The organism is Paenibacillus sp. 8b26, from assembly GCF_050626875.1.
Lineage (GTDB): Bacteria > Bacillota > Bacilli > Paenibacillales > Paenibacillaceae > Paenibacillus.
In genome coordinates this window covers 445,069-460,319 of the sequence record NZ_CP192445.1, presented here as the reverse complement: position 1 = coordinate 460,319, position 15,251 = coordinate 445,069, and the positions used below count along the sequence as shown (strand labels likewise).

Annotated in this window: 15 protein-coding genes; 9 read left to right on the top strand and 6 right to left on the bottom strand. The window is 47.5% G+C overall.

The annotated features are described in order from the left end of the window. The first annotated feature begins 75 nt into the window (after positions 1-75). On the top strand, positions 76-3,111 hold the full coding sequence (locus tag ACQ4MX_RS01985; RefSeq protein ID WP_431089040.1) for a chitinase N-terminal domain-containing protein: 3,036 nt from the start codon (positions 76-78) through the stop codon (positions 3,109-3,111). Positions 3,112-3,258: 147 nt separating this feature from the next. Here ACQ4MX_RS01985 and ACQ4MX_RS01980 read toward each other — a convergent pair whose 3' ends face one another. Next, the gene (locus ACQ4MX_RS01980) at positions 3,259-3,393 is read right to left on the bottom strand and encodes a hypothetical protein (protein ID WP_431089038.1); all 135 of its coding nucleotides are present in this window, start codon (positions 3,391-3,393) and stop codon (positions 3,259-3,261) included. Between the two features lie 29 nt (positions 3,394-3,422). After that, positions 3,423-3,776: a hypothetical protein gene (locus ACQ4MX_RS01975; RefSeq protein WP_431089036.1), complete on the bottom strand. Its 354-nt coding sequence runs from the start codon at positions 3,774-3,776 to the stop codon at positions 3,423-3,425. Between the two features lie 254 nt (positions 3,777-4,030). On the opposite strand from ACQ4MX_RS01975, the gene greA reads away from it, so the two are divergent. Next, entirely contained in the window at positions 4,031-4,510 is a 480-nt protein-coding gene (gene greA / locus ACQ4MX_RS01970) for a transcription elongation factor GreA (protein WP_044649529.1), read from the top strand. A 157-nt stretch (positions 4,511-4,667) separates the two neighbouring features. Here greA and ACQ4MX_RS01965 read toward each other — a convergent pair whose 3' ends face one another. Beyond that, positions 4,668-5,207 carry a transcription repressor NadR gene (locus ACQ4MX_RS01965; RefSeq protein WP_431089035.1) on the bottom strand — a complete coding sequence of 180 codons (540 nt, stop codon included), beginning with the start codon at positions 5,205-5,207 and terminating at the stop codon, positions 4,668-4,670. Then, positions 5,204-6,358, bottom strand: a complete 1,155-nt coding sequence (locus ACQ4MX_RS01960; protein ID WP_431089033.1) for an IscS subfamily cysteine desulfurase — start codon at positions 6,356-6,358, stop codon at positions 5,204-5,206. The genes ACQ4MX_RS01965 and ACQ4MX_RS01960 overlap by 4 nt, the downstream gene beginning before the upstream one ends. Positions 6,359-6,526: 168 nt before the next feature. Here ACQ4MX_RS01960 and nadA point away from each other — a divergent pair, with 168 nt between their 5' ends. Further along, entirely contained in the window at positions 6,527-7,633 is a 1,107-nt protein-coding gene (gene nadA, locus ACQ4MX_RS01955; protein ID WP_431089031.1) for a quinolinate synthase NadA, read from the top strand. A 9-nt stretch (positions 7,634-7,642) separates the two neighbouring features. Here the strand turns inward: nadA and ACQ4MX_RS01950 are convergent, their stop codons facing one another. After that, positions 7,643-9,001, bottom strand: coding sequence for a PQQ-binding-like beta-propeller repeat protein (locus ACQ4MX_RS01950; RefSeq protein WP_431089029.1), 1,359 nt, complete (start codon positions 8,999-9,001; stop codon positions 7,643-7,645). Between the two features lie 235 nt (positions 9,002-9,236). On the opposite strand from ACQ4MX_RS01950, the gene ACQ4MX_RS01945 reads away from it, so the two are divergent. The 4 genes from ACQ4MX_RS01945 to ACQ4MX_RS01930 all read left to right on the top strand — a co-directional run bounded on the left by ACQ4MX_RS01945 (position 9,237) and on the right by ACQ4MX_RS01930 (position 12,230). Then, positions 9,237-9,557, top strand: coding sequence for a hypothetical protein (locus ACQ4MX_RS01945; RefSeq protein WP_431089028.1), 321 nt, complete (start codon positions 9,237-9,239; stop codon positions 9,555-9,557). Then, a complete protein-coding gene (yidC, locus tag ACQ4MX_RS01940; RefSeq protein ID WP_431089026.1) occupies positions 9,523-10,359 on the top strand; it encodes a membrane protein insertase YidC in 837 nt (278 codons plus the stop codon). Before ACQ4MX_RS01945 ends, yidC begins: the two co-directional genes overlap by 35 nt. 256 nt (positions 10,360-10,615) lie before the next feature. Then, a complete protein-coding gene (locus tag ACQ4MX_RS01935; protein WP_431089024.1) occupies positions 10,616-11,386 on the top strand; it encodes a GNAT family N-acetyltransferase in 771 nt (256 codons plus the stop codon). Positions 11,387-11,558: 172 nt separating this feature from the next. Next, positions 11,559-12,230, top strand: coding sequence for a phosphatase PAP2 family protein (locus ACQ4MX_RS01930; protein ID WP_431089022.1), 672 nt, complete (start codon positions 11,559-11,561; stop codon positions 12,228-12,230). A gap of 153 nt (positions 12,231-12,383) precedes the next feature. Here the strand turns inward: ACQ4MX_RS01930 and ACQ4MX_RS01925 are convergent, their stop codons facing one another. Beyond that, complete coding sequence (locus ACQ4MX_RS01925) at positions 12,384-12,989, bottom strand: undecaprenyl-diphosphatase (RefSeq protein WP_431089020.1); 606 nt, start codon at positions 12,987-12,989, stop codon at positions 12,384-12,386. Between the two features lie 146 nt (positions 12,990-13,135). Here ACQ4MX_RS01925 and ACQ4MX_RS01920 point away from each other — a divergent pair, with 146 nt between their 5' ends. Then, entirely contained in the window at positions 13,136-13,849 is a 714-nt protein-coding gene (locus tag ACQ4MX_RS01920; protein ID WP_431089019.1) for a response regulator transcription factor, read from the top strand. Then, positions 13,846-15,222, top strand: coding sequence for a sensor histidine kinase (locus ACQ4MX_RS01915; RefSeq protein ID WP_431089018.1), 1,377 nt, complete (start codon positions 13,846-13,848; stop codon positions 15,220-15,222). Before ACQ4MX_RS01920 ends, ACQ4MX_RS01915 begins: the two co-directional genes overlap by 4 nt. Positions 15,223-15,251: the final 29 nt, after the last annotated feature.

The window sequence follows — 15,251 nt, the reverse complement described above, 5'->3', positions numbered from 1 at the left end:
AACATAAATGAGTGCTAGAATTTGTATTTGTTCCCCCTCATCGGGGGCCTTAAACCAACAAACAGGAGGAATAGAATGGGAATCTTTCGCAGTTTTACATCCCGTGGCTTCAAATATGCAACCGCTATGGTGTTCACTTTGTCATTGTACGCTGGTGTTGCGAGCAGCATACAACCGGTATGGGCAGAAGGCCCGGCAGATCCAGCGCCTTTTATTGCAGCCAAAGTGGTCAATGAGAATGCGGGTAAAAAAATATTATTCGATAATACACACGGACAGACGGCTGGTGCGGCAGACTGGGTGATTAACGGCGGATTTTCAGACTTTGGCCAAGCCCTCGCAAGCAACGGCTATGATGTGCATGAGCTTCGCAAATCTACGCCGATTACTTACAATGATTTGAAAGATTATGATGTTTTTGTAACGGCAGAGCCGAATATTCCTTTCAAACAAAGCGAACAGGCTGCGATGGAGCAGTATGTAAAAGCAGGCAACAGCATTTTCTTCATTGGAGATCATTATAATGCGGACCGCAACAAGAACCGTTGGGACGGATCAGAGAGTATTAACGGCTACCGTCGCGGAGCATGGGAGGATCCTGCCAAGGGAATGAGCGCGGAAGAAAGAAGCTCGGCAGCGATGCAGGGCGTAGTCAGCTCGGATTGGCTGGGGAGCCAGTTTGGCGTGCGTTTTCGCTACAATGCATTAGGCGATATTACCGCCAATCAGATTGTCCAGCCTGCGCAGGCGTTCGGCATTACAGCGGGCGTAAGCAATGTAGCCATGCATGCGGGATCAACGCTGGCGATTATCGACCCGTCAAAAGCCAAGGGCATCGTATACCTGCCCGAAACAAACCAGGCTTGGGGTAACGCTGTAGATCAGGGCGTCTATAACGGAGGCGGCATACCGGAAGGACCCTATGCAGCCGTATCCAAAGTAGGACTCGGCAAAGCAGCCTTCTTGGGAGATTCATCGCCTGTTGAAGATGCGACGCCGAAATATCTGCGCGAAGAGACAGGAACCAAGAAGACGACGTATGACGGCTTTAAGGAGCAGGATGATGCCGTGTTGCTGGTTAATATCGTTGATTGGTTATCCAAGAAGGAGAACTACACCAGTCTGACGGATGTGAAAAGCTTGCAGCTTGATCAGCCGACAGCACTGCTGCCTTTTGAGGAGCCGCAGGCTTCAACGGAGCCACAAGCCGAGCCTTGGTCCGCTCCCGCAGCCGGTTACAAGTGGTGGGATCAGCAAACTTTCAAAGCTGGCTCCTATGGCGGACCTACTGCCAGTGCGCAGCCTGTGTACAGCATCGTTCGTCAGGATCAGTTGCCGAATGCAGAGCCTTTTCAAATTCGAATTACTGCCGATCAACTTGCGCCAAATGCCACGGTTAGCGGATTCAGTACAGGTATTTATGTAGCGGGCGGCAATCAGGTAGCCCAGATTCAAAGCCAGGATGGCACCTGGCCGACCTCGTACGGCTATAGTGGAGCATTCAGTCTGGAGTCCGACAGCAAGGGACATGCCTACAAAGACCTCACCGTACGGATTAAGCCGGGAACCAGCGGTTCGGCCAGTCTCAGGCTGAGACAAAACGGCAGCAACCTGTTGACGCAATCGGTTGTACTGGCGGATGTTCCGGCCCAGCCGTTGCCCGAGGAAGGAAATACCGTCCCGGCTCGTATCAGTGTTGCAGAAGCGCGGAGTCTCCCGGCTGGCAAAGTGGTTACACTGGAAGGTACGGTGACGACCGAACCGGGTGCATTTGGCGGACAAGCCTTTTATGTGCAGGATGAAAGCGGCGGTATCTATGTATACCAAAACCAAAGCGGTTTTCACCCAGGCGATCAGGTGAAGGTTACGGCAACCCTGGCGCTGTATAACAGCGAATTGGAGCTGACCGATCCGGTAGCCATTGAAAAAACAGGAGAAGGACAGCTTCCGAAAGCTCTACAGATTACCGAACTTAGCGATACGAACCAAGGACAGTTGGTCGAACTTCCACATGCCATCATTCGTAATGTAGTAGACGCGACTCCCGTTGGTTCGTTCGAATTTGATGCGGTGTCCGGCGAGGTAAGCCAACATGTACGCGTGGATGCACGTACAGGCGTAACACGGACCTCTTTTCCGTATCAAGAAGGACAGCAAGTGAAGATCAAGGGAATTTCAGCGATTTTCAAAGGGAATTACCAGTTAAAACCGCGTAGTCTTGATGATTTTACAGCTCAGGCAGGGGCGGTATTGCAAGAAGTGAAGCTTTCGCTGGATCAAACAACCCTCAACGTTGGGGATACAGCAGTAACACATCTCAGCGGTACGCTCACGGATGGCAGCGAAGCGGATTTAAGTCATGCTTCCGTTCAGTATGCCAGCAGTCATGAGTCTGTTACCCTTGATACGTATGGACAAATTAAGGCAGAAAAAGAGGGGAGCGCCGAAATTACGGCCAGCGTAACCTTGGACGGTAAAACGGTCGTATCCAATCCTGTAACCGTTACAGTACAGAAAGCTGTTGCAGGCGAAGTGCCGGGCAAGCCTGTATTGTCTCATGACAATGGGCATGATAACGGTTTGAAGGACGGCGATTATAAGATCACCATGAATCTGTGGTGGGGTACGAACGGTGATGAACTCAAGCTGTATGAAAACGGCGAGCTGATCGGAACTCAACCGTTGAAATCCGCCTCCCCCGGGGCACAGAACGCAGTCATCCCGGTAACGGGCAAGGCAAATGGCACTTATACGTACACCGCCGAGCTGATCAACGCTTCCGGTAAAACGGTTAGTGATCCGTTAACCGTCGAAGTGACCGATGCTTCGCCCGGCATTCCAGTGCTGTCGCACAACAACTGGGATGGTGACGGCAATTACACCGTTGCTATGAACATGTGGTGGGGCACGAATGCGACCACATACCATTTATATGAAAATGGAGAACTGGTCGATACGCAAGAGCTGCGGAACCAAACGCCGCAGGCCCAAACCGCCTTCACAGATATCCAAGGCCGCAAACCGGGCACATATGAATATCGGGCTGAACTCGTCAATGCTTCAGGAGAAACATCTAGCAAAACGATGATCGTCGAAGTGAAAGAACGCTAAATGTAAGAGCATCTACTGACTTTTTGAGAGTCGCTAGATGCTCTTTTTACTTATTCGGGCTGTCGTTTCATATGTCTGTCTATCGGTTCTCATCCCGAATATCGGTATTATTACAAAAAAAGCCCCCGGGAACGGGGGCCTGCCCATTTAAGGTTGAGTTGGTTGAGTCGAGAGATTATCTATATTGGTGGAGCCAAAGAAGAATAAAACAATCAGAATCGTGATAATGATAAACTCTGCAAAATGCTCTCCGTCAAACTCACTTGGCGCAAGCTCACTCACCGCAAATAACCCCTTTCGTAATCGGCATATTACTTTCCCATTTTCTTTTGAAAGGCTTGTATCACTTGATCCAGCGTCATATTCCCGTTATCATTTAAAAATTTCACCATGTTATCAACGTTGGAAGGGTCTGCTGCTAATGTTTTGTATTTTCCCGTTAATCCCACAAGCAGCGTTGCTTGTCTGTATAAAGTAACGGAATCGACATGCAGCTTTCCTGTTAATAACAGGGCTGCTACGATGACCTCCACATTTTTTCCATGCAGGGCGGAGAAGATAGACGAGTTACTATTTAACCCATTTTTCTTTTGTCCGTTGGGGTTAGGGGATGATTTAGATTTCTGATTACGATTACGGTTTCCATTCTTTCCTAAGGAAGTCATTGAATCTTCCTCCCGCCATATGCTGTCCATGCCCGTTTTTATGCCATAGCGGGACAAGGACAACGGAACTGCGCGTGCTCATTCAAAATGCCGTTATATTCATATGATATGCGAACCAGAAAGCGTTGGTTACTGTAAGAATAACCCTATCTGGGTGAACCCGACTCCTATCACCCTGTAATTTCTTTTCGCATGTTGCTCCAATATAGGTTAAACTACAATAAAGCAAGCCAAATAGGAGTTGTAGATAAAATATGTCGAATGAAGAAGTATTGTTGACTAAAGAGGGATTGACCAAGCTGGAGGATGAGCTTAAGGAACTAAAGACTGTCAAACGCAAGGAACTCGCCGAACGGCTTAAGCTGGCTATCAGCTACGGCGATTTGAAAGAAAATAGTGAGTATCACTCAGCGAAGGACGACCAAGCGTTTATGGAAACCCGGATTATCATATTGGAGAAAATGCTGACCAAAGCTCGGGTCGTGGATGAGAGCAGTTTGGATCTTAGAACCGTTAGTATCGGATCGACAGTTATTCTGAATGATATTGAATTTTCCGAAAAGATGGAATACAAGATTGTAAGTCCTGCGGAGGCGGACGTGCTGGATAACAAAATTTCCTATGAAAGCCCTCTAGGCAAGGAGCTCTTGGGTAAAGAAGTGGGCAGTATCGTTCATGTGAATGCACCTATGGCTGTCATCAAATACGAATTGCTCGAAATTAAGTTAACGTAATCCGTTCCCGATTCCCTTGTATGAGGGGGCCGGGATTTTTACCTTTTAAGGAGACTGTTTTTCATCCTGTAAGCCCCTTTATCGGAGCGCAGAGTGCGCTCCACATGCGAGACAGGGACTACATAGTATTTACTATCTACTGCTATAACACTGCAAGCTAGTCCGCTATTAGAAAGCCTGCTTTCTCCAATGCAGCACAGGCTTCATCAATTTTGGTTTCATCCGGGGCGTGCAAGGTATGAAGGTGAATACCTCCGGTCAGTTGTGACAGATAAATCGCTTGGGTGGAGCTGATTTTACGGATAAAATCGTCTACTTCCTTGCGGGTTCCAACCCGAATCGGAGCAGTCAGATCACCATATACGGGATGCTCCACAATAACGTCCTGTACACTTACGCCATAGTCGACGATCAGCTTTAGTTCCTCTTCTGTCTGTTCAGGTCGGTGCTTGCACACGATAATACGTGAGGCTGGAGGGGCCGCCTGACCCGAGGGCTCCATATAAATGTATCCTTGACTTGTTGCAAGAATAGGCTCTTGGCTTGCTTTTAACAGCGAAATATCCTGTACGATTACTTGTCTGGAGACGGAAGCCCTGCGTGCGAGTTCGCTCCCGGTCAGCGGGGATTCGCTCTTAAGCCACAGTAATAGCTGTTCGCGGCGTTCCGTGCCCATCCGTTTTAAAGATTCAGTCAACGGGATAAGCTCCTTTCTTGTCTGCTTGTCAGGTCTGTTAAAATATCCACCAACACATCCAGATCTCCGGTGGTTGTTGTTCTTCCGAAGGAAATACGGATAAATTGCAATGCCTCCCGACCGGATGCTCCAAGCGCCTGTAAAGCAGGTGAAGGCTCGTGATGTCCGGCGGCGCAGGCGCTTCCGGTGGATATACAGACACCGCTACGGTTACATTCCAGCATAACATATTGTCCCTCATAACCGTGAAAAAAACATCCCAGAATATGACTGAGCCTGGCAATCCTATTGTTCTCCTGTATGGCCAAACGCAATGGGATTGATCTTTCCCGAATTTTGGTAAAAAAATACTGTCTCAGCGCGGCATATTGTTCCTGATGCAGTTCCATTTGTTCTGTCATCATTTCCGCTGCCGCAACAAACGCCGCAATCCCGGGAACGTTGACCGTTCCGGGGCGAAATCCGTTTTCATGCAGCGTATCAGGATACACAGGGCGCCACGGCGTTCCCGGTCTGAGATATACCGCCCCCACACCCTTGGGACCATACACTTTATGGCTCGATATGGAGAGAGCGTCCACCCCTAGCAGATCTACATGAACTGGAATGTTGCCAAAGGTTTGTACCGCGTCGCTGTGCAGCAAAATCCCCCGTTCGCGTAGCAGGGGAGACAAGGCAGCAATATCCTGAATAAGTCCGGTCTCTGAATTGGCGTGTTGTATGGATACAAGCCCAGTGTCTTCTCTGAGATGAGGTAAGAGGACATCCCGGGTGATTCGTCCTTCCTTGTCCGGCTGCACAATGGTCAGCTCATAGCCCTGCCGCTCCAGTAAAGCAGCAAGATTGTACATCGAATGGTGTTCCAGGGCGCTCATGATCCAGTGTTTTTTATGCTGTGGCAATCCTTTTAGGATGGACTGTACAGCCAGCATATTAGACTCTGTTCCTCCTGTTGTAAAATAAACTCCTTCCTTTTGACCTCCAATCATGTCTGCGATCCGTTGTCTGCTATAATCCAGTGCATAAGCTGCCTGACCTCCTGCATCATGGAGGCTGCTGGCATTTCCGAACATTTCCTTATTTAATGTGTTATACATATTCAAAGCTTCGTCACACATCGGTGTAGAAGCGGCATAGTCCAGATAAATCATGGCCAATCTCCCCCTGCTAAAAATAATTCCATCCAAAAAGCCTTGAGATTATTGTAGGCATGTGTAAATATAAGTGTCAAGACACTTGTAAACATACTGGTACACACAGCGCTTGTCTGTTCGTGGGAAGACGGGTCAGACAGTCGCAGAGATAATGGAGGGATTCAAATGTCTATGCTTGACGTTTTACAAGGAAATCGTGGACTCATGCCAGAGCATTATAAGACACTGACGGTTGCTGATATGGAGCAGCGTGTCGCCCAATTGAAGCAAAAATGGGGACAAAAGCTGCTTATTCCGGGCCATCACTATCAGAAGGATGAGGTTATTCAGTTTGCAGATATAACAGGGGATTCCCTTCAGCTTGCCCAAATGGCGGCACAAAATCAGGAAGCAGAATTTATTGTGTTTTGTGGAGTACATTTTATGGCAGAAACAGCGGATATGCTGACTACGGATCGGCAAACGGTCGTGTTGCCGGATATGCGTGCAGGCTGCTCGATGGCAGATATGGCGAATATGGAGCAGACAGAGCGGGCCTGGAAGCATTTGCAGGAGATGGTGGGCGACACGATCATCCCACTGACCTATGTGAATTCCACGGCAGAAATTAAAGCTTTTGTGGGGAGACATGGCGGGGCTACGGTGACCTCTTCGAATGCCAAGCAAGTGCTGGATTGGGCGCTGAAGCAGAAGAAACGCATTTTGTTTTTGCCGGATCAGCACTTGGGCCGCAACACAGCTTACGATCTTGGCATTCCGCTGAATGAAATGGCGGTGTGGAATCCAATGACCGATCAACTGGAGACGGACCGTGACCCGGCAGCCGTAAAAATTATTTTATGGAAAGGGCACTGCTCTGTTCATGAAAAATTTACGGTCGAGAATATCCATCGTATCCGTGAGCGCGACGAGAGCATCCGGGTCATCGTTCATCCCGAATGCTCTTATGAGGTTGTTCAGCTTGCAGATTGCGCGGGCTCCACGAAATTCATCATCGACACGATCCATGCGGCAGAGCCGGGGACAAAATGGGCTGTTGGCACCGAAATGAATCTCGTGCAGCGTATCCGGCAGCAGTACCCCGAACAGCAGATTGAATCGCTCAATCCCGATATGTGTCCCTGCCTGACGATGAACCGGATTGATCTTCCTCATCTGCTATGGGCGATGGAGCAGATTGACCGTGGAGAGCCTGTTGGTGTGATTCGTGTGAGCAATCAGGTTAGACAGGATGCTGTGCTGGCACTGAACCGTATGCTTGCTATTCGTTAAGGTTTGAAATTATTTTAAAGAAGCAGGGAGCTTGACAGCATGCAGATGGTTGCCGCTTTGAATAAATATCATTCCGCCGGATTTGAGCGTTGGACCGAAGGAGCGTGATCCAATGTTGACGGTAAACACGGGTTTCAAGGTCATCAGGTCATAACCATGAAACACGCCATCTGATTGTCCAACATAGACCCCTTTGCCGAATACATCAGCCTGAATGGTTGGATTATCACCGTAATCATAATGAATGAATTGCCCGGAAGCCAGCTTCATGGCAATCAGTCCGCCCATACTAAAATCTTGGTAGAACATGCGACCTTCATGAATGGACCATAAAGGAACAAGCTGCTCATAGCCATTTTGCGACCACTTGCGAGCAGGTTTGCTGTCTGGCTTGTAGTTCCAGAAGTCATAGGAAGCCAGTGTCTTTCCCTGAAAAACATAAAGGTCTTTGCCGTCCAGAAAAGCAGAGCCATGAATGCCTCCGGATCGGAAGATACCGTCTTTATTCTCAGGGTCAGTCCAGCGGTATTGACGCTCTCCTTTGGATTCTCCTGTCTTGAGATTATACTGTGCTATCGTAATCTTTCTGTTTACCGGATCGTCATCAATCATAAACGTGTTGACAACAGAGTAGACGACCCCGTCTTTAACGGTTAGTGGAAAGGAAGTTCTGAAGCTTTCCCAAAGCTTTTTGCCAGATTTAGCATCATATGCATTGATCTGTTCAAAGGTTAGGCTGCCCTGTACGTTATAATTGCGGATGAGGACACCGTTGGTTTCCATTAACTTGTTCAGACCGTGGTACGAGTCCTTATCCTCACTGATTTTCCATTTGAGCTTGCCGCTGGCAGCATCAACGGCAGCCATTTGCTCCGACTGTGTAATGTATATTGTAGAGTCTATTCTATAAATATGATCTGCCTTAGTAAAACCTAATGAAGTGGTCCATGCTTTCTTGCCTGATTCTGTAACGGCATAGACGGAACCGCTCTGTGTCATTCCGTAAATGGTGTCGTTGCTATGAATCAAAACAGGGGTAAGCTGATTTCCATATTGCCACAATTTCCGTCCCGAAGTACCTTCAAGGGCAACCAGTCTGTGGTTAGAATCCACTGCGAACACCTTACCGTTTTCCGCAACCGCAACCGCCTGATCTGGAACCTGATTTCTATCGATTGGGATAACGGGAAAAGACCAGGAGGGCTTGATCACAGGCGCTTGGATTGGAGAACTATAAGCCCCGTTGCTCATAGAGACCGTCGCTTGCTCTGCACTTGCTGTTAAGGCAAAACCACCGCCAGTCAAAGGCAGCCCGATGCTGACTATCGCCAATCCTGTTAGCAATGAGCTATGTATCGTTTTCTTCATTCATGCTTGCTCCTTTAATAGTTAAATTGGGTGTAAGGCTTTGGTAAGCCATCCTTTGATTAGACTGTAAAAAGAACCAAAAGTTTCATAATCCATTTCATTTTCAGTCTTTTTTGAGTAAGAGGGATGCTTAAATTCAGTAGTACGACAACCTGTTGTATCTCTTTCTAATGTAATAGTCGCTTGCCTGGTTTCGTGCTATAATCGTAGCAACGAACCGAAGGAGGTGAATCCCTTGTTTGAGCTTCAGGACCTGCTCCCTTACTTATTTACGATCGGCTTGCTGTGTACGGTAACCTACGCATATCTCGCTCATTTGCACGGCAATGTGCCCGAGTGCTGGATAGAAGGCGGGTCCGTGCGGTCGCATGCTTCTCCGCTGATGCCGTTAACTGCCCGCGGGCAGGACATGCCTGTCCGGCTGGCACGTCATATCCGGCGGAAGGAAGCGCCGGATGAAGACGCGTCAGATTGTTCCCCCTCGTTGAACGATGGCACAGCCAATCAACGAGGAGGAACATATGAAACGATTCAAGGGATTCACCTATTGGGGTAAAAAAGAACGGATATTCGGAATTATGGTTGCGCTGGCGGTGGTTATGCTGCTTTCCGGCTGCGGCGCGAATGCTGCGGAGATTAATGCACAGACACCCGGATTTTTTAATCATTATGTAGTGTTCCCGCTATCCTGGCTTATTCAGCAACTAGCGCAATGGTTTGGCGGAAGCTTTGGACTGGCGATCATGTCATTGACGTTAATCGTCCGTTTGGCGTTACTACCGCTTATGATGCGCCAAACTCGTGCTCAACAGGGGATGAAGCGCAAAATGAGCGCTATGCAGCCTGACTTAGACCGAATTAAGAAGAAGTACGAAAATAAGAAGGATGCTGCCAGCCAGCAGAGTATGCAGCAGGAAATGATGTCACTTTACAAAGAGCATCAATTTAATCCGCTGAATATCGGCTGTTTGCCTATTCTCATTCAGCTACCCATATTGAGCGGTATGTACACAGCCATCCGGCTTACCCCGGAATTGGCGTCTCATTCGTTCCTATGGTTCCGACTCGGGCAGCCGGACTGGATTTTGGCAATCTTCGTCGCAGTCGTTTACTTGGCACAGGCCAAGCTATCCCAGCTTCAAATGACGGCTGAGCAACGCAAGCAGTTTGCGATCATGGGATATCTTTCGCCCATCATGATGGCTGTTTTTTCTTTTAACGCGCCTGCTGCCATGCCGTTATACTGGACGGTAAGTGGTACCTTTTTGCTGCTCCAGTCGCTATGGTTCCGTAGACGCTATCCAACGGAGGAAGCAGAGGATAAGGTCAAGCTCGGCGAAGTAACCCCAACAACTTAGAACGAATATAGTGGCTTTAGCGTACACGTATTTAGTCACATCATGAATAGATGCCTCTTGAACCGTTAAGGTTGGAGGCATTTATTCATTTTCGGTCCTCTTCTTTTTGAACTAATCAGTTCCATCTCCCTTGAGTCAGGCCACCTGGAAAATTAGGGGGTTAAATGTTATATAAGCTGAAAAGTAACTTCTAAGTTCAGCTTATATAACAATCATCCGTTTCATAGTATAGATTTTTAAAGTCGGGAGAGGTTATATGAACATTTCAACCCTTGAATGGCAGGAGAACCAAATTAGAGAGAGCGGCTGCTACTGCATGAGAAGTATGCAAAAAGCACCAGGATATATTCAAAAGGTGAATTGGACAGAACAGGAACTCAGTCGTGGTCTGACTTACATACAACTAAGAAAAAATAACAAGTCGGTAGGGTTTGTCGAATATACGCGGGGAGAACAGGCGTGGAGAGCTGTACATGCGGACGGCTACCTTGTGATTCATTGCTTATGGGTTGGCGTGACGGGAGCGGGTATAGGCTCTCAGCTCATTCAGCGTTGTATAGAGGACGCAGTGAAACTGGGTCAAAAAGGAGTAGCTGTTGTAACTAACACGGATACATCGTGGGCACCAAGTCCTGATGTTTTTCTTAAAAATGGATTTCAGCTTGCAGACAAAGCACCTCATTCTTTTCAGTTATATGCGTACAAGCTTGATCCAACATTCGTTGATCCGTATTTTCCTGATAACTGGGCCCAACGCTTGGAGCGTTTTGGTCAAGGATTGACCATCTTGCGAACCCGTCAATGCCCGTATCTCGAGATTGCCACACAGAATGTGATCGAAGCGGCCGAACTTTTGGGAATACAGCCCCAAATCATTCTTATGGATAACCGTCCACAACTGATGGAACTGTCTCCGACACCTTACGGTGTATTCCATGTAATTTTTAACGGAGAACTGATTTCGTATCACAGGCTGACTCCACGCTCTTTTGCTAAAAAGCTGAAATTACTTTACTCTAAAACATAATCCCCTTCAGGATAGGGATAAACGAAATATGGGTACAGTAGATAAATACACTATATAAGCTGAAAATGCACATTTAAAATGGTGTAGGCGGAATGGTACTGTACAAGCGAAGCAGCACGAAATACACCCGTTTTACCACGAAACGAATATTACGGAGAGGACAAATAACATCATGAAGCAAACGCAAACGAAGTTGCCTGTTTCCTTGGCATTACTTACCTGCGCAGTATGTGCGCTCGTTTTCGGTTTAATCGCCTTGTGGGTCAGCGACCAGCAAGTGCGGTATTTTGACCTTAGAATTATTACGGCCGTGCATCAACTGGAATCGCCTGCTATGACTCGCATCATGGAATTTTTCACCACCATAGGGAGCGAGGTTCCGGTTATTATCATTCTGGTGATCGCCATGATTGTACTATACAGAGTGTTGGGACATCGTAGAGAGCTGCTATTTTTAGCCATTGCCGTGGTGGGCTCAGTGCTGCTGAATACCGTACTAAAAATGCTATTTCGGCGCGAACGCCCCGAGATTAATCGTATTATTGAAGCCAATGGCTACAGCTTTCCCAGTGGACACTCCATGACTGCCTTTACGATGTACGTAGCGCTCACTTTTCTCATATGGAAGCATGTTCCATCCAGGCTGGGCCGTATCCTGCTTGTTGCGGTCAGCGCGCTACTGATTGTAACCATTGGGACAAGCCGTATTTATCTGGGAGTGCACTACCCGAGCGACGTACTGGGGGGTTATTTTATGAGCGGAAGCTGGATGGCGGCTTGTATCTGGTTTTATCAGCGTTATGAAGAACGTATGCCACCTCTCCGCTCCAAATCGACAGCATAGCTGGAAAGTGCAAGCGTACGAACAGGAATAAAAAACAAACGGGTCGAACAAGAATGAAGTTACTTCAAAAAAATGCTTGAATCAAACTCTAAAAAGAGAAAAACAGACGCAAACAGCGTCTGTTTTGTAGTCGAGAAATATGTTTGAGAACGATCAGCCTTTGGCCTGCTTGGCAGGTTTGAGCCCCAGTTTCTGCTCCCAATTCTCATAAAAAATAATAGCCGCCTGTATGAAGATAGCAGGAAGCTTACGGCTTCGAATGAATGTATGAATGCCGACAGCGCAGCCTGCTCCAATGAGTGCGCCTGCCAAAATATCCGAAGGATAATGTACACCCGTCCACACTCGAGACACCGAAATGAGTACAGCCAGTATAACCCAGAGGACACGATATTTTTGATGGTGAAGCCACAATATAGAAGCCAATGCAAAGGCTCCAAGTGCATGATTGCTCGGGAATGAAGCATTGGCATCATGATGGATCAGCTGGATCACAGAATGTCCGACAAAAGGCCGATCTCTATAAAACAAATGTCCAAGCCCCCAACTGATCACAAATCCGATACATACCGTCAGAATCGCTTCCAGCACCATCATCCGGTTGGGCATTTTAAAGGTGAACCAGTATACAAGTAATGCCACCCCATACAAATACGGTGCATATTGCGCCATAAAACGCATCAATCCATTCAAAAAGGCAAGGTGTTCAGCCAACCCATTGATCCAGTGAAACAAGGCATAGTCTACATTAATTAGCATGAATAAAATACTCCTTAATATCAAAAAATTGAATTACAAAGTTATATTATATAGGGATCGGACAACTAAAAGCTTAAAATCAAATAAAAAATGAATGTCATTTCCATTTATCATTTATTTTTTCTATGAAAACAGGTGATTTTGTGGTGAAGAAGTCGGTGCTGGTGATCGATGATGAAGAGAAAATTTCCAGACTGCTTCAATTGGAGCTGTCCCATGAAGGCTATATGGTCGAAATCGCCCAAAACGGCAGAGAAGGACTGGATAAGGCTTTGACGCGCACTTGGGACATTATTATTCTGGATGTAATGCTGCCTGAGATGAACGGGGTTGAGGTGTTAAGGGAGATACGGAAAATCGACACACTTACACCTGTCATTATGGTGACCGCGCGTAACAAAACAACTGATAAGGTTTCCGGTTTGGACGAGGGAGCGAATGATTATATTACGAAGCCCTTTGAAATTGAGGAGCTGTTGGCACGGATGCGGGCGAGCATGAGACATCAACCGGAGTCTGCGACGATCCCTCCACATGAAGAGAGCAAGCCCTCGTCCCGGCTTCAGGTCGATGGTTTGGTGTTAGACCGCAAGACACGGTCTGTGGTGCGTGAAGGGAAGCATATGGAGTTAACACCCAAAGAATTTGACCTGCTTCTCTACCTCATGGAGCATCAAAATCAGGTTTTGCAGCGGGATCAGATTATTCAGGACGTGTGGGGATTTGATTTTGTAGGCGATACGAATGTCGTTGATGTGTATATCCGGTATGTCCGCAAAAAAATCGACCATGGCTACAAAAAGAAGCTGATCAAAACTGTACGCGGTGTAGGATATTGCATCAGGGAGGAAGACCATTGAAGCTGCGTACGAAAATTACTTTGCTTGCTTCTATTTTAGTCCTCTCCATTCTCCTGTTTGTAGACGTAACGGTGCATTTACTGTTTGTCAAAATTGCGACCCGGAATGAAAGAGAAGTGCTGCAAAATAAATGGACTGAAATCATTGCTGAGGCCGGTCCGACCATGATCCTGAAAAATGCGTGGAGCCCCAAACTAAAGGACGAGCTTTCAGGGGATACGATCCTGAGAGTTTTTGATCAGAAATCCCGCTTATTGTATGAAGTCAGCCGCCAGTCCCGCTTCAAGCTGGGTAATATGCGTTTTAACCCTTCTCAAAGCTCGGAGCTGACGGATGTACAAGGTCATAAAATTTTGGTCATCCATCTCCCGGTTCTCTCCCCTGAGGGCAAGCAGGAGGGAACGCTGGAAATCGTGGAAAAATGGGATGCGCTCGAAACCAATCTCGATATTCTGAATACAATCCTAATCACATCAACCGTAGGGGCCATGTTACTTAGTCTGGTAGGCAGCACGATTTTGGCGAACGCCATATTGCTGCCTATTTCGAGCAGCATCCAGACGATGCAGGAGATTGAAAGAAGTCTGAAGTTTAAAAAGATCCCCGTTGGCAGTCATAATCATGACGAATTGTCCCAAATGACGGCTACTTTCAACCGAATGATGGGCAGGCTGGAGGAAAGCTTTCAAAGCCAGCAGCAATTTGTCTCTGATGCCTCGCATGAGCTGAATACGACGCTTATGATTATTGAGGGCTACGCCAACATGCTACGACGGTGGGGCACGCGTGACGAGGATATCTACAAGGAATCCATTCAATCCATTTATGAAGAAACACAGCGGATGCGCACCATGACACAGCAATTGCTGGCACTGGCTTCCTCACAGCAGGGAAATCCCGAACCGCATGAACGAATGGAGCTAGTTGGCTGCTGTCAGCAGGTAGTGGCTCATCTCAAGACAGTACATGATCGGCAAATTAACATTTTTATGGATGAACCGGAAATCTGGTTGGATGCCAATCTTGCAAAAATCAAGCAGTTACTGGTTATCTTGCTGGACAATGCTCTAAAATACAGCTCGGATGAGATTGAAATTATTTTGTCCACAGAGGCAAAGCATGTCCGAATTCGAGTCAAGGATGCTGGAATCGGGATACCTGAGGGAGAGGTCAAACGAGTGTTCGAACGATTTTACCGGGTAGACAGCTCCCGACACCGTAAAACGGGAGGAACCGGGCTGGGATTGCCCATTGCCAAGGCAATTACAGATGTTCATCAGGGAACGATCCGGATGGAGAGTGTGGAGGGAAAAGGGAGCGAGGTCATCGTAACACTGCCGCAGAATCAACAGGAAAGGCTGTCCCTCCAGTAGACATATCTACTCGCGGAACAGCCCTTTTG